The sequence below is a fragment of the Brevundimonas sp. SH203 genome (genome assembly GCF_002157625.1).
In the GTDB taxonomy this organism is placed as follows: domain Bacteria; phylum Pseudomonadota; class Alphaproteobacteria; order Caulobacterales; family Caulobacteraceae; genus Brevundimonas.
Genome location: NZ_BDMM01000004.1, coordinates 66,599 through 92,444, shown reverse-complemented (window position 1 = coordinate 92,444; position 25,846 = coordinate 66,599). Strand labels below are relative to the sequence as shown.

Here is a 25,846-nt window from a genome sequence, read left to right as displayed (position 1 = left end):
ACAGCGCGTCAGAAACGGTCAAGGTTCCCGTGCGGCGCGCGCGGTCGGACTGCAAGTCAGATGCTGAAATCCTCGCTCCAGAACCGGCCGTCCAGCCAGGCCACGATCCGCTCGGCCGCCTGTTCGGGCGACATGGTGGTGGTGTCCACGACGATCTCGGGTGTTTCGGGCGGCTCATAGGGGCTGTCGATGCCGGTGAAGTTCTTCAACTGGCCGGCCCGCGCCTTCTTGTACAGGCCCTTGACGTCGCGGGCCTCGGCCACCGCCAGCGGGGTGTCGACGTAGACCTCCACAAACTCGCCCTCGCCCAGCAGGTCGCGGGCCATGCGGCGTTCGGCGCGGAAGGGCGAGATGAAGCTGACCAGGACGATCAGGCCGGCGTCCACCATCAGCTTGGACACCTCGGCGACGCGACGGATGTTCTCGACCCGGTCCTCCTCGGTGAAGCCCAGGTCGCGGTTCAGGCCGTGGCGGACGTTGTCGCCGTCCAGCAGATAGGTGTGGCGGCCGTCGGCGTGCAGACGCTTTTCGACCCGGTCGGCGATGGTCGACTTGCCGGCGCCCGACAGGCCGGTCAGCCAGATGACGCGGCCTTTCTGATTCTTGATCGCGGCGCGTGCGTCCTTGTCCACCGACAGGGCCTGCCAGTGGATGTTGTGGGCGCGGCGCAGGGCGAAGTTCAGCAGTCCCGCCCCGACCGTGCGGTTCGAGATCCGGTCGATCAGGATGAAGCCGCCCAGATCCTTGTTCCGGGCGTAGGGGCTGAAGGCGACCGGCGCGTCCAGCGACAGGTTGCACAGGCCGATCTCGTTCAGCTCCAGCCGTCGCGCCGGCTGCTGCTCCAGGGTGTTGACGTTCACCTTGTGCTTGGGCTCGGTGATCGTCGCCCCGACCAGTTTGGCGCCGATCTTGAGCAGATAGGGGCGGCCCGGCAGCAGGGGCTCGTCGTCCATCCAGACCACAGTGGCCTCGAACTGATCGGCGACCTCGGGCGGCGCATCGGCCGAGGCCAGAACGTCGCCGCGCGACACGTCGATCTCGTCGGTCAGAGTCAGGGTGATCGACTGACCTGCGACGGCCTGGTCCAGGTCGCCGTCGGCGGTGACGATGCGGGCGACGGTCGAGGTCTTGCCGGACGGCAGGACGCGCACCGGATCGCCGGGGCGCACGGTCCCGGCCGCGATCTGGCCGGCGAAACCCCGGAAGTCGAGATTGGGGCGGTTGACCCATTGCACCGGCAGGCGGAACGGATCGGCCTGCAGATCGTCTCCGACCTCCAGCGTCTCCAACAGCTGCATCAGCGGCGCACCCGCATACCAGGGCGACCGGGCGCTGGCCTCGGTGATGTTGTCGCCGCGCAGGGCCGACATCGGAATGGCGTCGAAGCGCGTCAGCCCGATCTGTCCGGCGAAGGCGGAGAAGTCGGCGACGATGGCGTCGAACACATCCTGGGACCAGCCCATCAGGTCCATCTTGTTCACCGCCAGGATGACGTGGCGGATGCCCAGCAGGCTGACCAGATAGGCGTGCCGCCGCGTCTGGGTCAGCACGCCCCGCCGCGCGTCGATCAGGATGACGGCGGCGTCGGCGGTCGAGGCGCCCGTCACCATGTTGCGGGTATATTGTTCGTGGCCCGGGGTATCGGCGACGATGAACTTCCGCTTCTCGGTCGAGAAGAAGCGATAGGCCACGTCGATGGTGATGCCTTGTTCGCGTTCGGCGGCCAGACCATCGACCAGCAGGGCGAAGTCGATGTCGCCGCCCTGGGTGCCGATGCGGCGGCTGTCGGCCTCCAGCGCCGCCATCTGATCCTCGAAGATCATCTTGGAATCATACAGCAGCCGCCCGATCAGGGTGGACTTGCCGTCGTCCACGCTGCCGCAGGTGATGAAGCGCAGCAGGCTCTTGTGCTGGTGGGCGTCCAGATAGGCGTCGATGTCGCGGGCGATCAGTTCCGATTGGTGGGCCATCAGAAGTAGCCCTCCTGCTTCTTCTTCTCCATCGAGGCGGACTGGTCGTGGTCGATCATCCGGCCCTGACGCTCGGACGCGGTGGTCAGCAGCATTTCCTGAATGACCTCGGGCAGGGTCGCCGCCGTGCTTTCGACCGCCCCGGTCAGGGGATAGCAGCCCAAGGTGCGGAAGCGGACGGACTTCATCTGCGGCGTTTCGCCGGGTCGTAGACGGAAACGGTCGTCATCCACCATGATCAGGGCGCCGTCGCGCTCGACCACCGGCCGTTCCGCCGCCAGATACAGCGGCACGATGGGGATCTGCTCCAGATGGATGTATTGCCAGACGTCCAGCTCGGTCCAGTTGGAGATCGGAAACACCCGGATGCTCTCGCCCGGCCGTTTGCGGGCGTTGTACAGACGCCAGAGTTCGGGCCTCTGGTTCTTGGGGTCCCAGCGGTGTTCGGCCGTGCGGAAGGAGAAGATGCGCTCCTTGGCCCGCGACTTCTCCTCGTCGCGCCGCGCGCCGCCGAAGGCCGCGTCGAAGCCGTGCAGGGACAGGGCCTGTTTCAGCCCCTCGGTCTTCCACAGATCGGTGTGCAGGGCCGAGCCGTGATCGAACGGATTGATGCCGCGCGCCACGGCTTCGGGGTTCCGATGCACCAGAAGCTCGACGCCCAGGTCCGCCGCCGCCTGTTCGCGCATGGCGTACATGGCGCGGAACTTCCACGTCGTATCGACATGCAGCAGCGGGAAGGGCGGTCTGGACGGATAGAAGGCCTTCCTGGCCAGATGCAGCAGGACGGCGGAATCCTTGCCGATCGAATACAGCATCACCGGCCGCTCGGCCTCGGCCGCCACCTCGCGCAGGATATGGATGCTCTCGGCCTCCAGACGCTGAAGATGCGTCAGGCGCGCGGGGGGCAGGCTGTTTTGGCTTTCGGTCAGAATGGCGATGTCCACCAGCAGGTCTCCGTCGAACGGAGGTCACAACGCCAATGTGCCGCGTAAGACAAGCGATTGATACTGCCGCATCCTGTGAGATTTTCACCGTGCCGCGTTCAGGGCTGCGGGGCCGCCAGACTCGTTCGGGCGGGAACAGGCAAGCCATCGTATCTGGCAGCCGCGCATGGAAAAGGCCCCGACCGGAGCCGGGGCCTTCCTTATTTGACCGCGATCAGTTCAGCGGTTGGACCGTGATCGACGGGGCAGCCGGCTGGGCGGGCGTCACCACAACGGGCGCCGGCGTCTGGGCCGCAACGGGTGCGCTGTTCAGTTGGCTTGTGCTGGTCGAAGCCGAATAGGGTTGAAGGCTGGTGGTCGGTGCGGCGGGCGTCTCGACACGGGCTGCGGCCGGACGTTCGGCGGCCGGGGCGGCGCGACGGACGACAGGCTCGGCGCGCGGTTCCGAGCGACGGGCGACCGGAGCCGGAGCCGGCGAAGCGGCAGGCGCAGCGGCGGTTTCGACCGGAGCGGCCGGCGTCACCGGCGTTTCGGCGGCGGTCATTGCGGCCGGGGCCGTTTCCATCGCCGGCGCTGCTTCCGCCGGGGCGGGCGCAGCCTTCTCGCCGCCGCCCATCACCATGGCGACGCCGCTGCCCAGCAGCACCACCGCCCCGATCGGCGCCAGGATCATCCAGGTTCTCACCGACTTTTTGGACTTGGCCGGGCGGGCGTAGCGGGGCACGAAGGTCGCGGTCTCGGGGCGGGCCTCGGTCGGGGTGTCAGCGTAGGTCATAGACATTTTCTGTCCTCCATAACGGTGATCAACCAACCCGATCCCGCTCAACGTCGTTCCGGCCTCGACGCAAAAGCCCCGAAGAAACACCTTTTCCGCCCGGAATGGGGCGGGGATCGCGCCTTTTCCGAACGCGATCGCACCGAATGCGGCGATAAAAAGCAGGCCCCGGCTCTGGATTTCCCCCGCGTCAACCGAACAAATGGGTCACGGCTGGCGGCAATCCGCCCGGTTTGCAACGCGGTGCAGACCGCGCGGTTGACCCGACGCCTCGCCTTCGTCCATCACCGGACGAGGCGGATAACGCATAACGGGAGTTGCGGCGCGTATGGGTTTTGTAGCGAATATCCGTCGGGACGTCCGGTTCGCTCGCGGCCTGTTCCGCCTGCTCAAACGCATCAAGCCGATCGAGCTGGATAGCGATGTCCTGCTGTGCGACGACTTCGAGGAAGCGGTCGACAAATTCCCAGACAACATCGCCATCGACGACGGTCAGCGCACCCTGACCTATCGCGATCTGGACGCCATGGCCAACCGCTTTGGTCACTGGGCCAAGAATCGGGGCCTGCGCCGCAGCGACACCATTGCCCTGATGATGACCAACCGGATCGAATATCTGGCGGCCTGGATCGGCTTCTCCAAGGTCGGCATCGCCACGGCCCTGATCAACACCAATCTGAACGGTCAGGGGCTGGCCCACTGTCTGGCCATCTCCAAGGCCTTCAACGTCGTCGCCGACGAGGACTGCTGGCGCCAGATCGAGGAGGCGCGGCCCCTGGTCGATCACAGTCTGGCGCTGTGGGTGCTGGGTCTGACCGACGATCTGGAGACCAGCGACCGACGCGGGCTGGACAAGCCGGTGCGCGGCGGGTCGTCCGTGCGGCCGTCCAGGGCGGCGCGCGAAGGCCTGACCAACCGCGACACCGCCCTCTACATCTACACCTCCGGCACGACGGGCCTGCCCAAGGCGGCGCGCATTCCGCATTCGCGCGCCCGAACCTATATGCGCGCCTTCGCCGGGGCCACGCGCTCGACGCCCGAGGACCGGATCTTCAACGTCCTGCCTCTGTACCACTCGACCGGCGGTTTGGTCGGGGTGGGCGCCGCCCTGCTGAACGGCGCGCGTCTGGTGATCCGCAAGAAGTTTTCGGCCACCAGCTTCTGGCCCGACGTGCGGTCGTCGGGCGCGACCATGTTCGTCTATATCGGAGAGCTGTGCCGCTATCTGGTCAACTGTCCGCCGAGTGAGGACGAGACCAAGCACAAGCTGCGGCTGGCGTTCGGCAACGGCCTGCGCGCCGACGTCTGGCCCGACTTCCAGAAGCGGTTCCGCATCCCGGAAATCCTGGAATTCTACGGCTCGACCGAGGGCAATGTCTCGCTGTTCAACTTCGACGGCAGACAGGGCGCCATCGGCCGCGTGCCCCGCTATCTGAAGTCCCAGATCAACATCCGTCTGGTCGAGTTCGACGTGGAGACCGAACAGCCGATCCGCGGCCCCGACGGCCTGTGCCGCCTGGTGCGAGTGGGCGAGGTGGGCGAGGCCATCGGCCTGATCGGCAACGACATCCGTCACGACTTCTCGGGCTATGCCGACAAGGCCGCCTCGCAGAAGAAGATCCTGACCGACGTGTTCAAGAAGGGCGACCGCTGGTTCCGCACCGGCGACCTGATGAAACAGGACGCGGAGGGCTATTTCTACTTCGTGGACCGGATGGGCGACACCTTCCGCTGGAAGGGCGAGAACGTCTCCACGTCCGAGGTCGAACAGGTGCTGATGGATGCGCCGGGCGTGGCGGAGGCCATCGTCTATGGCGTGCCGGTGCCGGGCCAGGACGGCAAGGCGGGCATGGCGGCCCTGGTGGTCGAGGGCAGGTTCGACGCCCAGGCCTTCTCGGACCACGTCGAGGCCAAGCTGCCGACCTACGCCCAGCCCGTCTTCCTGCGGCTGATCAAATCGGCGGAGACGACCGGCACCTTCAAATACCGCAAGGCCGATCTGGTCGCCGACGGCTTCGATTCCGACAAGACCGGCCCGTCGCTCTACGTCCGGGGCGGCAAGACCGGCTATCAGAAGCTGACCGTCGCGGCGCGCAAGGCGATCCTGGCCGGCGAACAGCGCGTCTGAGGCGAAATCCTCGCCGCGCGACGCCGTTCGCGAAACGCCGTCTTAATGATTAATGGGGATGATCCCGGCCTCTCGCGTCAGGATCGTCCTTCCCCATGTTCCAGATCATCGGCATCGTGCTGCTGTTCGGCCTCGTCTTCGGCAGCTATGCGATCTCGGGCGGCAAGTTCGAAGTCATCATGCACGCCGCCCCGCACGAGCTGATGGCCATCGGCGGCGCGGGCATCGCCGCCTTCCTGATCTCCAACTCTCTGCCGGTGATCAAGAGTTCGATGGGCGGTCTGGGCAAGACCTTCGCCGGGCCCAAGTGGAAGAAGCAGGACTACAAGGACCTTCTGTCCCTGCTGTTCCAGCTGACGAAGACGATGAAGTCCAAGGGCGTCGTGGCGCTGGAAAGCCACATCGAAAAGCCCAAGGAGTCCACCATCTTCCAGAAATACCCCAAGGTGCTGAAAGACCATTTCGCCGTCGATTTCATCTGCGACACCCTGCGGATGATGACGATGAACCTGGAAGATCCGCACCAGGTTGAGGATGCGATGGAAAAGCAGCTGGAAAAGCACCATCACGAGCATCTGGAAGCCGCCCACGCGCTTCAGAACCTGGCCGACGGCCTGCCCGCCCTGGGCATCGTCGCCGCCGTGTTGGGGGTCATCAAGACCATGGGTTCTATCACCGAACCGCCCGAGGTTCTGGGCGGCATGATCGGCGGCGCCCTGGTCGGCACCTTCATGGGGGTGTTCCTGGCCTATGGCCTGGTCGGCCCGTTCGCCGCCCGCCTGACCGCGATCATCAACGAGGAAGCGGCCTATTATAAGATCATCCAGTCGGTGCTGGTCGCCCACCTGCACGGCAACGCCGCCCAGATCTCGGTCGAGATCGGCCGGGGCGACATCCCCTCCGCCGCCCAGCCCTCGTTCGGCGAGATGGAAGAGGCGCTGAACAGCATCACCGCCGACTGAGCCGGATCGCCGCAGCGGCGATCCCGACTTGCCCCCGTCGGCGGCGCGGTCCTATCGTCGGGGATCAGAGGCGCGCCGCCTCGCGAACCGTTCGGAGACCTTTCATGCGCATGCCCGCCCTCATCGCCGTATCGGCCGCCTTGCTGGCCGTCGCCGCCTGCGGCTCGTCGAACGAGAAGAAGGCCGAGGCCCCGGCCAGCGACGCGGTCGAGGCCGCCGGCAGCGCCGAAGAGGCGGCCGTCACCGTCGATCAGGCCGCGCGCGACGCCGAAGCCGCCGCCAACCAGGCCATCCAGAGCGATCCTGCCGCCGCGCCCGCCGCGCCCGCCGCGACCCCGCCGGTCGAAGGCGCCGCCCCGACCACGCCGCCCGCGCCCGAGCCGGTTCCCGCGCCGTCCGGTCACTGACGCCCGACGTCCGATCCTGATGCGGGGCCGCTTCGAACCGGAGCGGCCCTTTTTCGTTGCGCGGCCGAAATGCTAAGGCCGCGCCATGCACGCCGACGACGCCTCGCCCCGCCTGACCTGGACCGATGACGGAGAACCCCGTTCCGGCCGGTTCGGCGATGTCTATTTCTCGCGCGACGACGGTCTGGCCGAGACGCGGGCGGTGTTCCTGAACGGTTGCGGCCTGCCGGACGCCTGGGCCGGACGACGCGCCTTCACGGTCGCGGAACTGGGTTTCGGCACCGGACTGAACATTGCGGCCCTGCTGGACCTGTGGCGGCGGTCGGGTCCGGCGGACGGGCGGCTGCATGTCTTCTCGATCGAGGGCTTTCCCCTGACGGCGGAGGAGGCGGGGCGCGCCCTGTCCAACTGGCCCGAATTGTCGGAAGCGGCCCAGGCCCTGATCGACGCCTGGCCGTCCGCGACGCCCGGCTTTCACCGCATCGACCTGCCGGCCTTCAACACGGTGTTCGATTTGGCGATCGGCGACGCGGCCTGGGCGTTGGAGCAATGGTCGGGGGCGGCCGACGCCTGGTTCCTGGACGGGTTTTCGCCGGCCCTGAACCCCGGAATGTGGTCGCCGGAAGTCATGGGCCTGATCGCCGCCCGCTCGGCGCCGGGCGCGCGACTGGCCACCTTCACCGTCGCGGGCGCGGTGCGGCGCGGCCTGGCCGAGCATGGTTTCGTCGTCGACAAACGCCCCGGTCACGGCCGCAAGCGCGAGCGGCTGGAAGCCCGTCTGCCCACTTCGGTCGCGCCTGAAGCGCATCCCCGCGTGGCCGTGATCGGGGCGGGCGTCGCCGGCGCGTCCGTCGTGCGGGCATTAAGAGCCGAAGGCATGCCAGCCGTGGTGTTCGAGGCCGACCGGCCGGGCGCGGGCGGTTCCGGTTTTCCCGCCGGCCTGGTCACGCCGCGTCTCGACGCCGGCGACCTGGGCATCGCCGCCCTGCACGCCCAGGCGCTGGAGCGGGCGCGCGCGCTCTATGCCGAAACGCCGGGCGCCGTCGTCGGCGAAGGGGTGCTGCAACTGCCCCAGACGCCGCGAGACCGGGGCCGGTTCGAAAAGGTCGCGGATCAGCCGATCTGGCCGGCCGGCGCCATGACGATCCCGGACGCCGGGGCCGCCGACGCAAGGGCCGGTGAGCCGGTCGGGGCGGGCGGGCTGCTGATGAAGGACGCCTGCGCGGTCCATCCGGCCGCCATCCTGTCCGACTGGCTGTCGGATGCGGACATGCGGACGGCGCGGGTCGCGGGCCTGTCGCGCGACGACGAGGGCTGGCGACTGCTGGACGACGCCGGCGCGGTGCTGGCCTTGGTCGATGTGGTGGTGGTCGCCGCCGGCTGGGGCGGCGCCGAACTGCTGGATGGTTGCGCCGCCGCGCCGCGCCTGTCGCCCGTGCGCGGCCAGGCGGACTGGATCGAGGATGCGGCGCCGGTCCAGGCCACGGCCTGGGGCGGCTATGTCGCCCCGACAGGCTCGGGATTCCTCTATGGCGCTACCCATGATCGGGGCGAGGTGGATGTGGCGCCCCGCGACGGCGACGGCGCGCGCAATCTGGAGACCCTGCGTGCGCGTCTGCCCGGTCTGGCCGAGCGCGTGGCGTCCGCCGGGGTGACGCGCAGTCGGGCCGCCGTTCGCGCCACGACGCCAGACCGCCTGCCCCTGGCCGGAGCACTGGACGACGGCCTCTATGTTCTGGGCGGGCTGGGATCGCGCGGCTTCTGCGTCGCGCCTCTGCTGGGCGAGCATCTGGCGGCGCTGATCCTCAACCGGCCGTCGCCCCTGCCGCGCGACTTGGCCGGCCGGGTTTCACCCCGCCGCCCCGCCGTCCAGACGATTTCACTTGCGCCCGACGCGCCCCGGCGAGAGGGTTGAGACGGGGGCTGTCGTCAGGAGAACACCATGCTGCGTCTCGCCCTTCCTTCCGCCGCCCTTCTGGCGCCGGTCTTGGCCTTGGCCGCCTGCGCCCCGGCCGCGCCGGGCCTGTCGCCGTCCGCCGCGCGCACCGCCGCCAATCCCTGTTTCCGGCCCAGTCTGGTGCGTAACTTCACCGCGCCGAACGAGCAGACGCTCTATGTCCGCACCTCGGCGACGGAGGTGTTCCAGATCGACGCGACCGTGTGCCGCGACCTGCCCCAGGCCCTGTCCATCGCCTTGGTCCCGATGGATGGAAGCAGCCGTCTGTGCGTGGGCGATCCGGCGCGCCTTCGCAGTCCGACGACCGGACCCGAACCATGCCGTGTGCGCGTCCTTCGCCAGCTGACGGCGGACGAGATCGCGGCCCTGCCGTCGCGCGACCGCCCCTGACCCGACTTACGGAAATCCCGCGCGACGGCGATTGAAATTCGTCGCGCCCAGGTATGAAATGATCGCCTTGCCTGGGGAGGGAAGAGGATGATCAAAGCGATAAACATCACCGTCGCCACGTCGGCGCTCGGTCTTGCCATGTTCGGCCTGGCGTCGCCGGCGGCCGCGGAAAGCTGGGCGGCGTTCTCGCGCAGCGACGCCACGGTCTATCTGGTGGACGTCGACGCCCTGACGCCGGTGGACGGCGTCGTCACCACCAGGATGGCGCGGGTCCATGCGCGCGGCGAGGCGACGGACCTGAGCCACGAGACCGAAGAGGTGATGGTGCGCTGCTCGGACGGTCAGTCGCGCTCGGGCGCGACCGTGACCTATGGCAAGGACGGGGCGGAGACCGACCGTTATTCGGAGGACGCGCCGTGGGAGGCGACCCCGACCGGCGGCATCTACGGCGCCATCAAATCCTTCGCCTGCGATGCGTTGCGGCCGCAAGCCGCCGGTTTCCCCACCATCCCGGCCTTCATCGCGGCGGGACGCGGCCAGTAGGCCGCGCCCCGTTCCACGTCAGACGTCGACGGCGGCGTCCAGGGCGTTTTCCTGGATGAATTCGCGGCGGGGTTCGACCACGTCGCCCATCAGCTTGGCGAACAGGTCGTTGGCGTCTTCCTCGTGTTCCACCGAGACCTGCAGCAGGGTGCGGGCGTTGACGTCCAGCGTCGTCTCCCACAGCTGCTCGGGGTTCATCTCGCCCAGACCCTTGTAGCGCTGGATCGACAGGCCCTTCTTGCCCGCGTCCAGCACGGCGTTCAGCAGGTCCAGCGGCCCGCGAATGTCGGTGGACTTGTCCTTGCGGCGATAGACGGCCGGGGCGGCGAAGACTCCGTCGAAGGCCGTGGCGCGTTCGGCCAGACGCCGGGCGTCCAGCGACCGGACCAGCGTCTCCTCCAGCACGATGGTCTCCTGCACCGCGCGGCGGGTGCGGGTGAAGACCACGGCGCCCTGTTCGCCCGGCGCGCCGGTCCATTCCCCGTCGCCTTCCTCGGCATAGAGGTTCAGGCGCGCGGCCGCGGCGGCCGAGGCCGTGGCCATGTCGGCCTCTTCGGCGAACAGACCGGCTAAAGCCGCCTGTTCGATGGCGAAGGCGGGCGCGCGCTGGCTGAGACGGTCCACGCCCGCCTTGAAGGCCTTGGCCTCGCGCACCAGCGACTGCAGGTCCAGGCCCAGGCGGCGTTCGCCCGTCGACAGGTCCAGCTCGGCCTCGGACGAGCCTTCCTCGATCAGATAGGCGTCCATCTCGGCCTGATCCTTGAGGTAGCGCGACTGCTTGCCCTTAGAGACCTTATAGAGCGGCGGTTGGGCGATATAGACGTGGCCCCGCTCGATCAGTTCGGGCATCTGGCGATAGAAGAAGGTCAGCAGCAGGGTGCGGATGTGGGCGCCGTCGACGTCGGCGTCCGCCATCAGGATGATCTTGTGATAGCGCAGCTTGTCGGCGTTGAAGTCGTCGCGGCCGATGCCGGTGCCCAGCGCCAGGATCAGGGTGCCGATCAGGTCCGACGACAGCATCCGGTCAAAGCGCGCGCGCTCCACGTTCAGGATCTTGCCGCGCAGGGGCAGGACGGCCTGGTTCTCGCGGTTGCGCGCCTGTTTGGCCGATCCGCCGGCGGAATCGCCCTCGACGATGAACAGTTCGGACTTGGCCGGATCGCGTTCCTGACAGTCGGCCAGCTTGCCCGGCAGGCTTGAGATTTCCAGCGCCGACTTGCGCCGCGTCAGGTCGCGGGCCTTGCGGGCGGCCTCGCGCGCGGAGGCGGCCTCGATGATCTTGGCTACGATCATCTTGGCCTCGACCGGATGTTCCTCGAACCAGGTCGCCAATCCTTCGCTGCACAGGCTCTCGACCGCCGGCCGCACCTCGGACGAGACCAGCTTGTCCTTGGTCTGGCTGGAGAATTTGGGATCGGGCACCTTGACCGACAGAACGCAGGTCAGGCCTTCGCGCGCATCCTCGCCCGAGACGGAGACCTTCTCCTTCTTGCCGGCGCCGGAGCTTTCGATATAGCCGCCCATCACCCGCGTCAGACTGGCGCGGAAGGCCGACAGGTGGGTGCCCCCATCCCGTTGCGGGATGTTGTTGGTGAAGCACAGCATGGTCTCGTGATAGCTGTCGTTCCACCACAGGGCGAGATCGAGTTCGATCCCCTCCTTCTTGCCGCGTATGACGATGACGTCCTTCAGCAGCGGCTGTTTGGACTTGTCCAGGTGGCGCACGAAGGCCTCGACCCCGCCCTCGTAGTGCAGTGTGACGTCGACCGGCTCGGCATGACGCATGTCGGCCAGGCGGATCACCACGCCCGAGTTCAGGAAGGCCAGCTCGCGCAGCCGGTGTTCCAGCGTCTTGAAGTCGAAATCGATGTGGCTGAAGGTCGTGATCGAGGGGAAGAAGGTGACTTCCGTCCCGCTCTGGGGCTGGCCCGCCTTGTCACCGGTCGTGCGGATCGGGGCGACGCCCGTGACCTCCAGCGACTTGGCCGTGTCGCCGCGCTCGAAGCGCATCTCGTGCTGTTTGCCGTCGCGATAGATCTTCAGCTGCAGCCAGTCCGACAGGGCGTTCACAACCGACACGCCCACGCCGTGCAGACCGCCGGACACCTTGTAGGAGTTCTGGTCGAACTTACCGCCCGCGTGCAGCTGGGTCATGATGACCTCGGCCGCCGACACGCCTTCCTCGGCGTGGATGTCGGTGGGAATGCCCCGGCCGTTGTCGGTGACTGTGACCGAGCCGTCGGCGTTCAGGATGACCTGGACCAGATCGGCGTGACCGGCCAGGGCTTCGTCGATGGCGTTGTCCACCACCTCATAGACCATGTGGTGCAGGCCCGAGCCGTCATCGGTGTCGCCGATATACATGCCGGGGCGTTTGCGCACGGCGTCCAGGCCCTTGAGAACCTTGATGGAATCGGCGCCGTATTCAGGCTGGTCGGCAATCGGATCGGTCATGAAGTCATCGGCTCTGAAGTCCCGACCGGGACGGGGATGGAGCGTCGCGAGGAACGCTCGAATCGACGGCGGAATCGCACCGCGCCGAAGTCCGCAACATATAGGAAATTTAGGTCAAATTGCGAGGAAAGACTACGCTTGGTCCATGCCCTCGGGAGGGTCCGCGAGTAGGGCGTCGAGGTCGCGCGCGCCGTGCAGAATTCGCAATACGTCTATGTAATCCGACGTGTCGAAATAACAGACCAGATAAGGAAAGCCCGATACCGGCCAAGTCCGCAAACCCGGCAAGCCGCAGTGGTCTCCAACCAGACGGGAGCCGACGCCGGGATTACAGCCTATCCTCTCGAAAGCGTCTTTCAGCGCGGCGGAAAACCGCGTTGCAAGCCCGTTCCCAGACTGTTCTAGGTAGTAGTCTACGACGGCGTCATGATCGTCGATCGCCGCCGGACGTTGCCGGATCGGCTTGCTGCTCACGCCGGTTTCTTGCGTTCGAACTGACGGATACGTTCGCGCTGGCGCTCCCAATAGGCGTCGTCGACCAGAACGCCGGGACCTGAGTTTCTCCCCTCCAACAGCATGTCGCGAATGCGCTTCTTCTGCTGTTCCTGGCGAACGAGGGCGCGAATATATTCGCTGCTGGTTCCGAAGCCCTGATCACTGACCTGATCGTCGATGAAGGTCTTCAGTGCGTCCGGGAGCGAGATGTTCATCGTAGCCATGCGGAAAATGATACTCGAATGGCAAAAAATGGCAAACTAGTCGCTTTCCAGCGCCCCGCCTGCGACGCGGACGAACTGGGCCCGGCCTTCCAGACCCGCGAACAGGCCGCGTTCGGTGCCGGTCATGAAGGCCTGCAGATCAAGGGCCGCGATCTCGTCGAACAGGGCGTCGCGGCGGCGTTCGTCCAGATGCGCCGGGGCTTCGTCCAGCAGCAGGACGGGCCGCGCCGATCCGGCGACGGCGGGGTCAGACAGGCGCGCGATCTGGGCTAGGATCAGGTTCAGCACCAGGGCCTTCTGTTCGCCCGACGACCCCTCCGCCGCCGGACGGTTCTTCTCGCGATGCAGGGCGGTCAGGTCGGTGCGATGCGGCCCGAACAGGGACCGCCCGGCGGCGCCGTCGCGGGCGCGGGCCTTGGCCAGACCCTCGCGGATCGCGGCGGCGATTTCGTCCTCCTCGGCGCCTGCCTCGGCCATCTGTTCGGCGGCGCCGTCCAGACCCAGGTCGGCCTGGGGGAAGGGGCGGTCGCCGCGCGCGTCGATGGCGGCCTGAAGGGCGTGCAGCGCCGCGACACGGGCCATGGCCGCACGAGCCCCCGCCTCGCCCAGCCGCGCCTCCAGCGCATCCAGCCAGACCGGATCGGCCTCACGGCCGTCGGCGGCGTCGTTCAGCAGCCGCAGCCGCTCGCGCAGCGCCTTGTCATAGGCCGATATGCTGGCGGCGTGATCGGGATCGGCGGCGAAGACCAGCCGGTCGAAGAACTTCAGCCGTTCTGCGCGGGCGTCGGAGAACAGTCGATCCTGCTCGGGCGTCGCCCAGACGGGACGCAGATAGTCCAGCAATCGACCGGGCGGGGCCGTCTCGCCGTCGATCCGCACGATCCGCCGCGCCGCGCCCGCCGTCTGAACGCCGGTGCCCAACCGCGTCTCATCATCCCGTTCGACCATGACGGCCCAGGCGCGCCCGACCGCCTCGCCCGGCTCGCGCCGCCCCATCTCGGCGGCGGTCGCGCCCCGCAGTCCTTTGCCGGGGGTCAGAAGGCTGATCGCCTCCAGCAGATTGGTCTTTCCCGCCCCGTTCGGCCCGTGCAGCACCACAGGCCCGGAAGTCATCTCCAGCCGCGCCCCTGCATAGGAGCGGAAATCGGTGAGGGTGAGGGAGGTGATCACAAGTGGCGAGTGGCGAGTGGCGAGTGGCGAGTCAATGCGAACCTGATCTTGCTCGCCACTCGCCACTAATCACTCGCCGCTGACTAAACCCGCAACGGCATCAGCACATACTGAACGCCCGGATCGCCGGGATCGAGCACCAAGGTCGGCGAGGCCGGATCGGCGAAGCGGAAGGCGGCGTTTTCGCCGGTGATCTGGCCGGCGACGTCCAGCAGATAGCGGGCGTTGAAGCCGATCTCGAACGGTTCGTCGGAATAGCCGATCTCGACCTCTTCCTCGGCCTGACCCGCCTCCATGTTGCGCACGGTCAGCTTCACCCGGTCGTTGTCGAAAGCCAGCTTCACCGAGCGGCTCTTTTCCGCCGAGATGGTGGCGACCCGGTCGACGGCCTTGGCGAACAGGGCGTTGTCGATGTCGGCCTGTTTGTCGTTGCCGCGCGGAATGACGCGCAGATAGTCGGGGAAGGCGCCGTCGATGACCTTGGACGTCAGGGACGCCTCGCCCATCTGGAAGCGGATCTTCTGGGCCGAGACCTGGACCTCGACCGGGCCGCTGGCGTCGTCCAGCAGGCGGCGGACCTGATCGACGGTCTTGCGCGGCACGATGACGCCGGGACCGCCCGCAGCCCCTTCCGGCGCCGGGGTCTCGGCCAGGGCCAAACGGTGGCCGTCGGTGGCGACGGCGCGCAGCAGGGGGATGCCCTGTTCGGCGACCGTGTGCAGATAGAGGCCGTTCAGATAGTAGCGCGTTTCCTCGGTCGAGACGGCGAACCGGGTCTTGTCGATCAGCCGGGCCAGGTCTTCTTTGGGCAGGACATAGGCGGCCCCGGCGCTGTCGGTGGACATGACGGGGAAGTCGCCCGCCGGCAGGACCGGCAGGTTGAAGCGCGACCGACCGGCCGAGACGACCAGACGCGGATCGTCGCCCGAATAGAGCAGCGAGACCTCGGCGCCTTCCGGCAGCTTCCTGACGATCTCGTACAGGGTGTGGGCGGGGGCGGTGATCTGGCCCTCGACCTGCACCTGGGCCTCGGCCTCGTCCACCATCTCCATGTCCAGATCGGTGGCGGCGAAGGCCAGGCGATCCCGTCCCGCGCTGAGCAGGACGTTGGACAGGATGGGAATGGTGTTTCGACGTTCGACGACGCTCTGCACGTGGCCGAGGGCCTTGAGGAGCGCGGATCGTTCGATGGTCAGCTGCATGTCGTCTCGCCCGGCGCGACCGACTCGGAAAGGTCGCGGTTAAGTGACCTCGGACACTAGCGGATCAGGCGGCGAGGGCAAGGAAGTGGCGAGTGGATAGTGGCGAGTGTCGAGTGGATAAGTGAACAAATCGGACGTTCGCGACGTCGATCCCGCGCTGCTCGCCCCTCGCCACTATCCACTCGTCCCTCGAAATCAGCCCCGCAGCTTGCGCGTCAGCGCCTCGACGTCGCGGGCGATCTGGTCGTCCTGCGGCATCAACTCCTCGATCTTGCGCACGCCGTGCAGGACCGTGGTGTGGTCGCGTCCGCCGAAGCGACGGCCGATGTCGGGATAGGAGCGGGTCGTGTGCTGCTTGCACAGATACATGGCGATCTGACGCGGACGGGCGACCGAACGGGTGCGGCGCTCGCTCAGCAGGTCGGCCTGTTTCATGTTGAAGTGGTCGGCGACCGTCTTCTGGATCTCGTCGACCGTGATGCGGCGCTCGGGTCCGCCGCGCATCGCCATGCCCAGCAGGGTCGAGGCCTCGTCAACCGACACCGACGACAGACGCGAACCGGCGGCGGCGGCTAAAGTGTTCACGGCGCCTTCCAGCTCGCGCATCGAGCCGGGGGTGCGATCGACCAGTTGGGCCAGCACCTCGGGCGCGGCCTCGCCCTGGACGACGCCGAGGGCCGAAAGGGCCTTCAGACGGTTCTGCGCCACGGCGATCTTCAGCTCGCGGTCGCCCGCCTCGACCGGGCAGGTCAGGCCGGCGGCCAGGTGGCTGCGCAGGCGCGGTTCGACCTCGGTCAAGGCCATGGGCGCGCGGTCGGCCGAGAAGACGATCCGCTTGCCGTCCTCGATCAGGGCGGTCAGGGTCGACAGCAGTTCTTCCTGGGTCGAGGTCTTGCCGCCCACGAACTGAACGTCGTCCAGCAGCAGCATGTCGGCCGACCGCAGGCTTTCCTTGAAGGCGGCGGTCGAACGGTCCTGCATGGCCTTGACGAAGGTGGACAGGAAACGCTCGGCGGTCAGATAGACCACCTTGGCCTCGGGGCGCAGGCGCTGGGCCTCCCAGGCGATGGCGTTCAAGAGGTGGGTCTTGCCGTAGCCGTAGGGGCCGCAGAAGAAGACCGGATTGAAATGGCCGTCGGCCCAGCTGGCCACCTGTTTGGCGATGGCCAGGGCGAAGGCGTTGCCCTGACCCTCGATGAAGCTGTCGAAGGTCAGGCGGTCCTGCAGGCCGGCGGCGCGCACGGCGCGGGCGCCGTCTGCGTTGATATAGGCGGCGCCGATCGGGCCGGTCTGGGGGGCGGCGAAGGCGGCGAGACGCGGCGTGGCGTCCACCACATTGCCGGGCAGCACGGCCGAGGCCGGCGGGGCCGATCCCACCTCAGCGCGGCAGCGAACTTCCAGACGGCGCGACAGGCCGTCCAGACCCAGCCACAGCTCGTTCATGCGGCGCAGGGCGTTCTTGCGCACCCAGTCGCGGGCGTAGGCGGTGGGCGTGACCAGGATCAGGCCGCCGGCGTTGTCCAGACGCACGGCGGAGGGGGCGATATAGGACGAGAAGGGGCCGTCGCCGATCTCGGCGCGCAGACGCACCGAGGCCTCGCTCCAGATGCGGTCCGGGTCCGTCAATCCCGACGTCTTCGTTCCGCCCGCCATCGCCGTTGCGCCCCCAACCATCTTGCCCGCCGCTCCATAACCAAACTGACCGTCCACACTTCAGGGGGATGGTTCAGGGACGACTTCTCCTGCGCCGAAAAGCGATGCTTTTCGGACGGGGCCGAGCTCCTGGACAGACATCTCCCGCCGACGCGAAACTGAAGTCCCGCGCCGTCTTCATCCGTATTGGGATGGAAGTGCGTTAGAGGCCAAAACTTACGCCGCGAGCCGGGAGGGTCAACGCTGATTCGTTGGTCGATTCGCAGTTAAATTGTTTGACTCCGTCAAACCCTGTTCCCGCTTGGAATTTTCGACGGATCGACGCTCGACGAGCGGGGTTCAGACCAATTGAGGCTTAGCGCGGAAACGCAAAACGGCGAAGAAGCAGTTGCTTCTTCGCCGTTGTAATCGCTTGATAATCCCGTAACGAAACAGCGACAGCTGTTCCGTCGTCTGCGAGATTGATTTCGGCTCAGGCGGCCGACAGCTTCTTCAGCTGGGCGGCCAGGCGCGACACCTTGCGCGAGCCGGTGTTCTTGTGAACGACGCCCTTGGAGACGGCGCGCATCAGTTCGGATTGGGCTTCCACGAAGGCGGCCTTGGCGACGGCGGCGTCGCCGCCGGCCAAGGCTTCCTGGAACTTGCGCAGATAGGTGCGGACGCGCGAACGGCGCGCCTTGTTCACTTCGGTACGCGCTTCGATCTTGCGGATCGCCTTGCGGGCGCCGGGGTTGTTGGCCATGTCAAACCTTCGAACGGAAAACGCCGCGGAGCACACGTCCACGGCGCGGAAATCTCAAGAGGGCGGGCCTATAGCCGAAAGGCCGGAGGCGGTCAACGCGGAGTCTTCATCCGTCGACTCTGCGGTTGGGCGGCGCGGCGCGTCGGACGACTCTCGCCGGGCGCGTTTCGGATGCGGCCGGATAGTCTTGAACGCGCGGGATCGCCCTTTCCGTCGCAGCTTTTTCGACACTGTTGAAAGCGCGCAACGCTTTCTGTTTCTTCATGAATTGCGTCGTTTTAAGGCCATGTTTGCGCCGTCTGACGGGGCGCTGAAATCTTCTCCCGGATCGTCGTTCCATGACCCAGACCGCGCTTCTGCTTCTCGCGCTGGCCCCTACTGCCGCCGTCCAGCCCGCCGCCGAGCCGACGACGGCGCCGCAGAGCGCGCCCCAGGCCGTATCGCCTCCGTCCCAGCAGGACGAACCGACGGTGGTCCTGCCCGACGTCGAGGTCACAGCGACGCGGCGCGGCGTGGCCTTGGGCGGGCAGGAGCCGATCGTCTCCTATGATACGGCCCAGATCCAGGCGTTCGGCGCGACCAACATCGGCGAACTGGTCACTCTGCTGGAGGCCCAGACCCGCAGCGCGCGCGGCGGCTCTCCGGTCTTTCTGGTCAACGGCCGGCGCATTTCGGGCTTTCGGGAGATCCGGGGCATTCCGCCCGAGGCCATCGACCGTTTCGACATCCTGCCGGAAGAGACGGCCCTGTCCTATGGCTACAGCGCCAATCAGCGGGTGGTGAACATCGTCCTGAAGGCGGACTTCAAGTCGCTGACCGCCTCGGTCAACGTCAGTCGGCCTGAACAGGGGGGGCGCACCACGACCGCCAGCGAGAACAACGTCCTGCGCATCGCCGGGTCGGATCGCTGGTCGCTGGACATCAACGGCACGACCTCCAACACCCTGTTCGAGACCGAGCGCAACATCGACCGCACGGCCTCGGGCGTCCTGTTCGACGGGCGCGGCAATGTCACGGGCCTGAAGGGCGTGCCCAGGGCGGGCCAGGTCGATCCGACCAACACCGGCGTCGATCCCGCCCTGTCGGCCCTGGCGGGATCGACGGTCTATGTGGCGGGCGTGCCCGGCTCGGCCGCGAGCGGCGCGCCCGCCCTGTCCGATTTCGTCTCCACGGCGGGCGTGGCGAACGCGAGCGACCTGAACGCCTATCGCACCCTGCTGCCCCAGAACGATCAGGCCTCTATCGCCGGCACCTACAAGCACGACCTGAACGACAAGGTCGGCCTGACCCTGAGCGGCAGCATCGAGGATTCCAGCAGCTTCAGCTATCTGGGCCTGCCCGGCGTCACCCTGACGCTGCCGTCCGCCAACCCCTTCTCGCCGTTCGGCGACGACGTGCTGCTGTATCGCTACGTCGACCGGCCCGACGCCCTGACGCGCCAGACCGATACCCGCACCATCGGTCTGGGGACCGTGTTCGACGGCTATCTCGGCGATTGGCGCTGGACCGCGACGGGCGATTACAACCGCGTCGTCACCGACACTTCGACCGGGCGCGGCCTGGATGCGACGGCCTTGCAGGCGGCGATCACGGCGAACGACCCCACCGTCAATCCGTTCGGCGACATCGGCGGCCGGCTGAGCGAGCGGGCGCGCGACACCGCCCGGTCGACCGCCCAGACGGCGACCGGCGAACTGGTGCTGAACGGCCGGCCGTTCGAACTGCCGGCGGGCGAGGTGACGTCGACCTTCAAGGTCGGCGCCGGCTATCAGTCGCTGGATTCCGAAAGCGTGCGCGGCGGCGTCGCCGTGGATCGGTCGCAGTCGCGCAACGCGGGCAATGTCCAGGCCAATTTCGACCTGCCGATCTCCAACGTCGAGCGCGGCGTCCTGTCCGGGATCGGCGACCTGTCGGCCAATCTGAATCTGGCCTATCAGGAACTGTCCGATTTCGGCGGCGTGTCGTCCGTGGGCGCGGGCCTGAACTGGTCGCCGGTCGAGCGGCTGGCCTTGTCGGCCAACTATTCGGACGAGGGCAAGGCGCCTACCGTCCAGCAGTTGAACGATCCCACCGTCGCCACCCCCAATACGCCGGTGTTCGACTTCAACACCGGCCGGACGGTCGAGATCACCCAGATCACCGGCGGCGATCCCAATCTGAAGGCCGAGGATCGGCGCATCCTGAAGCTGGGCGTCAACTGGCAGCCGGTGTCGGACAAGGATTTCCGTCTCAACCTGGCCTATACCCGCACCGAGGCGGACAACGAGATCGCCGGCTTCCCCGCCATCACGCCGGACCTGGAAGCCGCCCTGCCGGATCGGTTCGTGCGCGATGCGGACGGCAACCTGCTGTCCATCGACGCCCGCCCGCTGAACTTCTTCAAGCGCGAGCAGCAGGACGTTCAATGGGGCTTCAACTTCTCGCGCCCGTTCGGCAAGCCGGACCCGTCGATGGCGGGCCGAGGACCGGGCGGTCCAGGCAGAGGCCCCGGCATGGTGATGGGCCCCGGTCCTGGCGGACCGCGCGGCCCCGGCGGCCCTCCGGGGCGGATGCGCGGCGCGCGCGGGCCGGGCATGCAGCCGGGGCAGGGGATGTTCAACCTGTCGCTGACCCACACCTGGCGCGTTCAGGACGAGGTGACGATCCGCGACGGCCTGGCGCCGCTGGACCTGCTGAACGGCGATTCCATCTCGGGATCGGGCGGCCAGTCCCGTCACGAGGTTCAGCTGCAGACGGGTCTGTTCAAGAACGGCCTGGGCGCCTTCGTCAACGCCAACTGGCGCTCGGGCACGCGGGTCAACGGCGATGCGTCGGGCTCGCCCGATCTGGACTTCTCGGGCCGCACGACGGTCAATCTGTTCGCCTTCGCCGACCTGACCCAGCGCAAGGCGTGGGTGGAGCGTTTCCCGATCCTGAAGGGCACGCGCATCGGTTTCGGGGTGCAGAACATCTTCGACGACCGGATTTCCGTGACCAGCAGCGACGGGGCGACCCCGATCAACTATCAGTCGGACTATCTGGACCCGCAGGGCCGCGTCTTCCGCATCAATCTGCGCAAGATCCTGTTCTGACCCGCGCGCGGGTCGTTAGGGCCAGACGACGGCGACCGCGATCATGACGGCGGCGGCGCCGAGGGCGAGGGGGAAGAAGACGCGGTCGGACATGGCGTCTGGTTACGCCCCCGCGCGGCCGCCGACAAGGATGCGCCGCGTCGCCGAACCTTGACCGATTTCTGGCGGCGGCCTACCCCGCAAGGGACCCGTCTGCCCGCCAGACCGACGCCCAAGGACCGACCGAATGCCGCGCCTGATCCTGCTCCGCCACGGCCAGAGCCAATGGAACCTCGAAAACCGCTTCACCGGCTGGGTCGACGTCGACCTGACGGCCGAGGGCGAGGCCCAGGCGCGTCGCGGCGGCGAACTGATCGCCCAGGCCGGGTTCAAGCCGGCCGTCATGTTCACCTCGGTCCTGACGCGCGCCAGACGCACCGGCGCCCTGGCCCTGCAGTCGGCCGGTCTGAAAGACGTGCCGGTGATCGAGGACTGGCGCCTGAACGAGCGCCACTACGGCGGCCTGACCGGGTTGAACAAGGCCGAGACGGCCGAGAAGCACGGCGAGGATCAGGTCAGGATCTGGCGCCGCAGCTATGACGTGCCGCCCCCGCCGCTGGCCCCCGGCGGCGAGTTCGATTTCAACGCCGATCCCCGCTACGCCGGCAAGGCCATCCCCGACACCGAAAGCCTGAAGACGACGCTGGACCGGGTGAAGCCTTATTGGGACGCCGAGATCGCGCCGCGCCTGAAGGCGGGCGAGGACGTGCTGATCGCCGCCCACGGCAACTCCCTGCGCGCCATCGTCAAACTGTTGTTCGGCGTGCCGGACGACCGGATCGTCGATGTCGAAATCCCGACCGGCAACCCGTTGGAGATCGATCTGGACGCCGCACTGAAGCCGACGGCGGCGCGTTATCTGGACGCCGACCGGGCCGAAGCCCTGCCCGAGGCGTCATGAGCTGGACCGACGCCGACCGGGGCTTCATGGCCCAGGCCATCGCCCTGGCGACCGGCCGCATGGGCGAAACCTGGCCCAATCCGGCCGTCGGCTGCGTCATCGTCAAGGACGGCCGCGTGATCGCCCAGGCCGCCACGGCGCCGGGCGGCCGCCCCCATGCCGAGGAGCAGGCGGTGCCCGGCGGCGGGGCCGATGTCGCGGGATCGACCGTCTATGTTACGCTGGAGCCGTGCGGCGCCCGGTCGTCGGGCCGCAAGTCCTGCGCCCACTTCCTGACCGAGGCGGGCGTGGCGCGGGTCGTCATCGCCTGTCTGGACCCGTCGCCCTTCGCCGCGGGGCGCGGCACCGAGCGGTTGCGCGCGCAAGGTCTGACGGTCGAGACCGGCCTGATGTGCGAAGAGGGCGAGGCCCTGTGCGAAGGCTTCCTGCACCGGCTGGAGACCGGCCGGCCCATGGTGCGGGTCAGCGCGGACGGCGCCGGCTTCGACGGCCGTTTCGTCGCCTCGCCCAAGGCCGATCTGGTGACGGAGCTGAAACGGCTGGGCGAGGCGGGCTACACCCGCCTGTGGACCGGCCCGGGCGAACTGGCCGACGTGCTGGCCGAACAGGGCCTGCTGACCGTCTGAGCCGCGTCCGAAGGTCAGGGGCGCCGTTCAAGGCTTCTTAAGCGACACGCCTTAAGGTGGTCCGATGGCCCTGGCTGCGGAACCTGTGGTGAGACGGCGCCTGACGCAGGCGGAACTGGACGTGGTCTGCGCCCGGCATGACCGACTGTTCCAGGCCAAGCCCGGCGGCGCCCGCGCGGTCTTCGCCTGGATGGACCTGTCGGGCCTCAGCCTGAAGGGCCGCAACCTGTCCGACGCCGACTTCGCCGCCGCCTGCCTCGAAGGCTGCGACCTGACGGGCGCCAGGCTGGACAACGCCAACTTCTTCGGCGCGGACATGCAGGACGCCATCCTGGCCGAGGCCAGTCTGCGGCGCGCCGATCTGCGCGGCGCCTGTCTGCGCGGGGCCGATCTGTCGGGCGCCGACATGTTCGAGGCTGACCTGCGCGAGGGCACGATCGCCGCCGCCGACGCCAAGCTGGGTTTCAAGGTCATCGAGCCGCGTCAACGCGATGAGACGGAGGCCAGCGGCGCCTGTTTGGCCGGCGCCAATCTGCAGCGTTCCAAGATGTCGGGCGTCATCGCCATGCGGGCCGACTTTTCCGGGGCGGTGATGAAGGACTGCAAACTGGTCCGCGCCAATCTGAAACAGGCCGATTTTCGCGGCGCGGACCTCGCCGGGGCCGATCTGTCGGGGGCGGACCTGTCGGGCGCGGACCTGCGCGACACCATCCTGGTCGGTTGCAAGACGACCCTGTGGCGCGCCGACGGGGCGGACATGCAGGGCGCGCTGACGGACAAGCGTTCGTCCTGCGAATCCGTGGACCGGATGCCGGCGGCCGAGATGCTGCGCGAACACGCCCGCTGGTGCGAGACGGGCGGGGCGGAAGGCCAGCCGTCCGTCTTCGACGGCGTCGATCTGCGTCCGCTGAAATCCATCACCGGACTGAACCTGACGGCCCTGTCAGCCAGGGGGGCGGTCTTCTACGGTCTCGATATGGAGGGGGTGCAACTGCAGGGCGCCCAGCTGGAGAACGCCGACCTCAGGTCCGCCCGGCTGCGGCGCGCCGATCTGCGCGGGGCGCGTCTGAAGGGCGCGCGGTTGAGCGGGGCGGACCTGCGCGAGGCGCAGCTGGGCCCGCTTCTGATCGCGGCGGACCGGCTGATGCCGGCCGATCTGACGGGGGCCGTCCTGCGCGGCGCGGACCTGTCGGGCGCCGATCTGAAACGGGCGGTGCTGGCCGGGGCCGATCTGGGTCGGGCGATCCTGCACGGCGCCCACACCCGTCAGATCGATCTGACCGAAGCCAATCTGACGGGCGTGCGCGGCCTGATCGTGGACGACCAGGCCGCCTGACGTTCGCCCTTAGGCCAGCGCCTTGAGTTGATCGACCAGATCGGTCTTTTCCCAGCTGAACCCGCCCTCGGTGTCCGGCTCGCGGCCGAAATGGCCATAGGCCGTCGTGCGAGCGTAGATGGGCTTGTTCAGGCCCAGATGCTGGCGGATGGCGCGCGGCGTGGCCCCGCCGATCAGGTCCAGAATCCTGTCTTCCAGCACCGCCTCGGAAATCTTGCCCGTGCCGTGCAGGTCGACGTGGATCGACTGGGGCTTGGCCACGCCGATGGCGTAGGAGATCTGGATGGTGCAGCGGTCGGCCAGACCCGCGGCGACCACGTTCTTGGCCAGGTAGCGGCAGGCGTAGGCGGCCGAACGGTCCACCTTGGTCGGGTCCTTGCCCGAGAAGGCGCCGCCGCCGTGGGGCGCCGCGCCGCCGTAGGTGTCGACGATGATCTTGCGGCCGGTCAGGCCGGCGTCGCCGTCAGGTCCGCCGATCTCGAAGATGCCGGTCGGATTGATGTGCCAGACGGTGTTCTCGTCGGTGAAGCCTTCGGGCAGCACGTCGAGGATGATCGGTTTGACGAACGCCTCGACCTCGGCGGCCTTGCCGGCGGCGTGCTGGGTCGACAGCACGATGGAGGCCGCGCGCTTTGGCTTGCCGTCCTCGTATTCGATCGTCACCTGGCTCTTGGCGTCCGGCTCCAGCAGGCTGCCGCCGGCGTGACGCACCTCGGCGAGACGCTTCAGGATGTTGTGGCTGTATTGCAGGGTCGCCGGCATCAGCTCGGGCGTCTCGTTCGACGCATAGCCGAACATGATCCCCTGATCGCCCGCGCCCTCGTCCTTCTCGTTGGTCGAATCGACGCCGACGGCGATGTCGGCCGACTGGGCGTGCAGGTGACAGGCGTAGTCGGCCGTCTCCCAGTGGAAGCCGTCCTGCTCATAGCCGATGTCCTTGACCGCCGCGCGGACCAGCGGCTCCAGGCTGTCGATGATGCCCTGGGTGAAGGCTTCGTTCTGTTCCTTGGTGTTGCCCGGCTGGGTCGCGCGCACCTCTCCGGCCAGCACGATGCGCTGGGTCGTGACCAGGGTCTCGCACGCCACGCGCGCTTCCGGGTCCTTGGACAGGAAGGCGTCGACGACGGTGTCCGAGATGCGATCCGCGACCTTGTCGGGGTGCCCCTCGGAAACGCTTTCCGAGGTGAAGAGGAAGGAGGAACGAGCGGCCAAGAGAGGCTCCTGTCTGTGTCTGGCTGTCAGACATATAAAGATATGCTTATATGTTCAAGTGATCCGACGGCGCGAAAACGCCGATGTTTATTGCCCGCATGGGCAGCCAAGGCGGCTGACACCTCTGTTAAATACGGTAAACAGGGCGCTGGAGATCAGATGCCCGACAGCCTGACGACGAGAGAGAGCGAGTGCGTCCACCTTGCCGGCCAGGGCCTGGAGGACAAGGAGATCGCTGCGCGTCTGGGCATCTCTCCCCGCACGGTCGGCAATCACCTGCACCGCGCCTACGCCAAACTGGGCGTGTCCGATCGCAAACTGGCCGCGCGCCGACTGAGTATCGCCTACTCAGAGGCTTCGATACTCATTCCCGAGCCGGTCGATTCCGGGCCAGTTGATCCGGCGTCGGCTGAACAGTCGGTCGACGACAGTGTCGAAGTCTTGTCGTCTTGGCCTCTGCCTTCCCCGCCTCGCGGGATCGGCGCGCGGTTGGGGGTCATAACCGCCGGCGCTGTCGTCGCCCTGCTGCTCGCCCTCGGGATCGTGACGGCAGGCTTGGGGGTGCCCGCGCTTTTCGACCGGATCGCTCCCGAATGGGCTCGCTGACGCGGACATCATTCTAAAGGATCGACCAATGAGAAATAT

At 67.7% G+C, this 25,846-nt stretch carries 22 protein-coding genes; 11 read left to right on the top strand and 11 right to left on the bottom strand.

The annotated features are described in order from the left end of the window. Positions 1-56: 56 nt before the first annotated feature. The 3 genes from cysN to SH203_RS09865 form a co-directional block, all read right to left on the bottom strand. Positions 57-1,970 carry a sulfate adenylyltransferase subunit CysN gene (gene cysN, locus SH203_RS09875; protein WP_087120768.1) on the bottom strand — a complete coding sequence of 638 codons (1,914 nt, stop codon included), beginning with the start codon at positions 1,968-1,970 and terminating at the stop codon, positions 57-59. Next, a complete protein-coding gene (gene cysD, locus SH203_RS09870; protein ID WP_200808904.1) occupies positions 1,970-2,920 on the bottom strand; it encodes a sulfate adenylyltransferase subunit CysD in 951 nt (316 codons plus the stop codon). The genes cysN and cysD overlap by 1 nt, the downstream gene beginning before the upstream one ends. Positions 2,921-3,128: 208 nt before the next feature. Next, complete coding sequence (locus SH203_RS09865) at positions 3,129-3,689, bottom strand: hypothetical protein (protein WP_087120767.1); 561 nt, start codon at positions 3,687-3,689, stop codon at positions 3,129-3,131. A 328-nt stretch (positions 3,690-4,017) separates the two neighbouring features. On the opposite strand from SH203_RS09865, the gene SH203_RS09860 reads away from it, so the two are divergent. The 6 genes from SH203_RS09860 (at position 4,018) to SH203_RS09835 (ending at position 10,076) form a co-directional block, all read left to right on the top strand. Then, positions 4,018-5,817: a long-chain-acyl-CoA synthetase gene (locus tag SH203_RS09860; protein ID WP_087120766.1), complete on the top strand. Its 1,800-nt coding sequence runs from the start codon at positions 4,018-4,020 to the stop codon at positions 5,815-5,817. A 95-nt stretch (positions 5,818-5,912) separates the two neighbouring features. Next, complete coding sequence (gene motA, locus SH203_RS09855) at positions 5,913-6,779, top strand: flagellar motor stator protein MotA (protein ID WP_087120765.1); 867 nt, start codon at positions 5,913-5,915, stop codon at positions 6,777-6,779. 104 nt (positions 6,780-6,883) lie between these two features. Beyond that, positions 6,884-7,186, top strand: coding sequence for a hypothetical protein (locus tag SH203_RS09850; RefSeq protein WP_087120764.1), 303 nt, complete (start codon positions 6,884-6,886; stop codon positions 7,184-7,186). Between the two features lie 85 nt (positions 7,187-7,271). Continuing rightward, positions 7,272-9,101: an FAD-dependent 5-carboxymethylaminomethyl-2-thiouridine(34) oxidoreductase MnmC gene (mnmC, locus tag SH203_RS09845; RefSeq protein WP_087120763.1), complete on the top strand. Its 1,830-nt coding sequence runs from the start codon at positions 7,272-7,274 to the stop codon at positions 9,099-9,101. A 27-nt stretch (positions 9,102-9,128) separates the two neighbouring features. Continuing rightward, positions 9,129-9,533, top strand: a complete 405-nt coding sequence (locus SH203_RS09840) for a DUF6491 family protein (protein ID WP_087120762.1) — start codon at positions 9,129-9,131, stop codon at positions 9,531-9,533. A gap of 87 nt (positions 9,534-9,620) precedes the next feature. After that, positions 9,621-10,076: a hypothetical protein gene (locus SH203_RS09835; RefSeq protein WP_200808892.1), complete on the top strand. Its 456-nt coding sequence runs from the start codon at positions 9,621-9,623 to the stop codon at positions 10,074-10,076. Between the two features lie 18 nt (positions 10,077-10,094). On the opposite strand, the gene gyrB is transcribed toward SH203_RS09835, so the two are convergent. The 7 genes from gyrB to rpsT form a co-directional block, all read right to left on the bottom strand. After that, the gene (gene gyrB / locus SH203_RS09830) at positions 10,095-12,530 is read right to left on the bottom strand and encodes a DNA topoisomerase (ATP-hydrolyzing) subunit B (protein ID WP_087120761.1); all 2,436 of its coding nucleotides are present in this window, start codon (positions 12,528-12,530) and stop codon (positions 10,095-10,097) included. Between the two features lie 132 nt (positions 12,531-12,662). Continuing rightward, positions 12,663-13,004: a type II toxin-antitoxin system RelE/ParE family toxin gene (locus SH203_RS09825; protein WP_159457560.1), complete on the bottom strand. Its 342-nt coding sequence runs from the start codon at positions 13,002-13,004 to the stop codon at positions 12,663-12,665. Beyond that, positions 13,001-13,240 carry a type II toxin-antitoxin system ParD family antitoxin gene (locus SH203_RS09820; protein WP_234989460.1) on the bottom strand — a complete coding sequence of 80 codons (240 nt, stop codon included), beginning with the start codon at positions 13,238-13,240 and terminating at the stop codon, positions 13,001-13,003. The genes SH203_RS09825 and SH203_RS09820 overlap by 4 nt, the downstream gene beginning before the upstream one ends. A 45-nt stretch (positions 13,241-13,285) precedes the next feature. Continuing rightward, positions 13,286-14,419: a DNA replication/repair protein RecF gene (recF, locus tag SH203_RS09815; RefSeq protein ID WP_087120758.1), complete on the bottom strand. Its 1,134-nt coding sequence runs from the start codon at positions 14,417-14,419 to the stop codon at positions 13,286-13,288. An 83-nt stretch (positions 14,420-14,502) separates the two neighbouring features. Then, entirely contained in the window at positions 14,503-15,621 is a 1,119-nt protein-coding gene (dnaN, locus tag SH203_RS09810; RefSeq protein WP_087120757.1) for a DNA polymerase III subunit beta, read from the bottom strand. A 195-nt stretch (positions 15,622-15,816) separates the two neighbouring features. Continuing rightward, positions 15,817-17,274, bottom strand: a complete 1,458-nt coding sequence (dnaA, locus tag SH203_RS09805; RefSeq protein WP_087120756.1) for a chromosomal replication initiator protein DnaA — start codon at positions 17,272-17,274, stop codon at positions 15,817-15,819. 472 nt (positions 17,275-17,746) lie between these two features. Further along, positions 17,747-18,016 carry a 30S ribosomal protein S20 gene (rpsT, locus tag SH203_RS09800; protein WP_087120755.1) on the bottom strand — a complete coding sequence of 90 codons (270 nt, stop codon included), beginning with the start codon at positions 18,014-18,016 and terminating at the stop codon, positions 17,747-17,749. 338 nt (positions 18,017-18,354) lie between these two features. On the opposite strand from rpsT, the gene SH203_RS15530 reads away from it, so the two are divergent. The 4 genes from SH203_RS15530 to SH203_RS09780 all read left to right on the top strand — a co-directional run bounded on the left by SH203_RS15530 (position 18,355) and on the right by SH203_RS09780 (position 23,989). Then, on the top strand, positions 18,355-21,087 hold the full coding sequence (locus SH203_RS15530) for a TonB-dependent receptor (protein WP_087120754.1): 2,733 nt from the start codon (positions 18,355-18,357) through the stop codon (positions 21,085-21,087). Between the two features lie 226 nt (positions 21,088-21,313). Then, on the top strand, positions 21,314-22,027 hold the full coding sequence (locus SH203_RS09790) for a 2,3-diphosphoglycerate-dependent phosphoglycerate mutase (protein ID WP_087120753.1): 714 nt from the start codon (positions 21,314-21,316) through the stop codon (positions 22,025-22,027). Further along, positions 22,024-22,653 (top strand): bifunctional diaminohydroxyphosphoribosylaminopyrimidine deaminase/5-amino-6-(5-phosphoribosylamino)uracil reductase RibD, encoded by a 630-nt coding sequence (locus SH203_RS09785; protein WP_087120752.1) that lies wholly within the window; start codon positions 22,024-22,026, stop codon positions 22,651-22,653. Before SH203_RS09790 ends, SH203_RS09785 begins: the two co-directional genes overlap by 4 nt. Before the next feature lie 64 nt (positions 22,654-22,717). Further along, positions 22,718-23,989 (top strand): pentapeptide repeat-containing protein, encoded by a 1,272-nt coding sequence (locus tag SH203_RS09780; protein ID WP_087120751.1) that lies wholly within the window; start codon positions 22,718-22,720, stop codon positions 23,987-23,989. A 9-nt stretch (positions 23,990-23,998) separates the two neighbouring features. Here the strand turns inward: SH203_RS09780 and metK are convergent, their stop codons facing one another. Beyond that, positions 23,999-25,201 carry a methionine adenosyltransferase gene (metK, locus tag SH203_RS09775; RefSeq protein ID WP_087120750.1) on the bottom strand — a complete coding sequence of 401 codons (1,203 nt, stop codon included), beginning with the start codon at positions 25,199-25,201 and terminating at the stop codon, positions 23,999-24,001. A gap of 159 nt (positions 25,202-25,360) precedes the next feature. Between metK and SH203_RS09770 the strand changes: the two genes are divergently transcribed. After that, positions 25,361-25,807 carry a helix-turn-helix transcriptional regulator gene (locus tag SH203_RS09770; RefSeq protein WP_087120749.1) on the top strand — a complete coding sequence of 149 codons (447 nt, stop codon included), beginning with the start codon at positions 25,361-25,363 and terminating at the stop codon, positions 25,805-25,807. Positions 25,808-25,846: the final 39 nt, after the last annotated feature.

Bases quoted from the DNA above. Each gene is read 5' to 3' on its own strand.
- SH203_RS15530 (WP_087120754.1), top strand. From the start codon at position 18,355: ATGACCCAGACCGCGCTTCTGCTTCTCGCGCTGGCCCCTACTGCCGCC.
- dnaN (WP_087120757.1), bottom strand. From the start codon at position 15,621: ATGCAGCTGACCATCGAACGATCCGCGCTCCTCAAGGCCCTCGGCCAC.
- SH203_RS09850 (WP_087120764.1), top strand. From the start codon at position 6,884: ATGCGCATGCCCGCCCTCATCGCCGTATCGGCCGCCTTGCTGGCCGTC.
- motA (WP_087120765.1), top strand. From the start codon at position 5,913: ATGTTCCAGATCATCGGCATCGTGCTGCTGTTCGGCCTCGTCTTCGGC.
- SH203_RS09860 (WP_087120766.1), top strand. From the start codon at position 4,018: ATGGGTTTTGTAGCGAATATCCGTCGGGACGTCCGGTTCGCTCGCGGC.
- rpsT (WP_087120755.1), bottom strand. From the start codon at position 18,016: ATGGCCAACAACCCCGGCGCCCGCAAGGCGATCCGCAAGATCGAAGCG.
- SH203_RS09840 (WP_087120762.1), top strand. From the start codon at position 9,129: ATGCTGCGTCTCGCCCTTCCTTCCGCCGCCCTTCTGGCGCCGGTCTTG.
- dnaA (WP_087120756.1), bottom strand. From the start codon at position 17,274: ATGGCGGGCGGAACGAAGACGTCGGGATTGACGGACCCGGACCGCATC.
- SH203_RS09865 (WP_087120767.1), bottom strand. From the start codon at position 3,689: ATGACCTACGCTGACACCCCGACCGAGGCCCGCCCCGAGACCGCGACC.
- SH203_RS09820 (WP_234989460.1), bottom strand. From the start codon at position 13,240: ATGAACATCTCGCTCCCGGACGCACTGAAGACCTTCATCGACGATCAG.
- cysN (WP_087120768.1), bottom strand. From the start codon at position 1,970: ATGGCCCACCAATCGGAACTGATCGCCCGCGACATCGACGCCTATCTG.
- SH203_RS09785 (WP_087120752.1), top strand. From the start codon at position 22,024: ATGAGCTGGACCGACGCCGACCGGGGCTTCATGGCCCAGGCCATCGCC.
- SH203_RS09790 (WP_087120753.1), top strand. From the start codon at position 21,314: ATGCCGCGCCTGATCCTGCTCCGCCACGGCCAGAGCCAATGGAACCTC.
- SH203_RS09780 (WP_087120751.1), top strand. From the start codon at position 22,718: ATGGCCCTGGCTGCGGAACCTGTGGTGAGACGGCGCCTGACGCAGGCG.
- SH203_RS09835 (WP_200808892.1), top strand. From the start codon at position 9,621: ATGATCAAAGCGATAAACATCACCGTCGCCACGTCGGCGCTCGGTCTT.
- gyrB (WP_087120761.1), bottom strand. From the start codon at position 12,530: ATGACCGATCCGATTGCCGACCAGCCTGAATACGGCGCCGATTCCATC.
- SH203_RS09770 (WP_087120749.1), top strand. From the start codon at position 25,361: ATGCCCGACAGCCTGACGACGAGAGAGAGCGAGTGCGTCCACCTTGCC.
- mnmC (WP_087120763.1), top strand. From the start codon at position 7,272: ATGCACGCCGACGACGCCTCGCCCCGCCTGACCTGGACCGATGACGGA.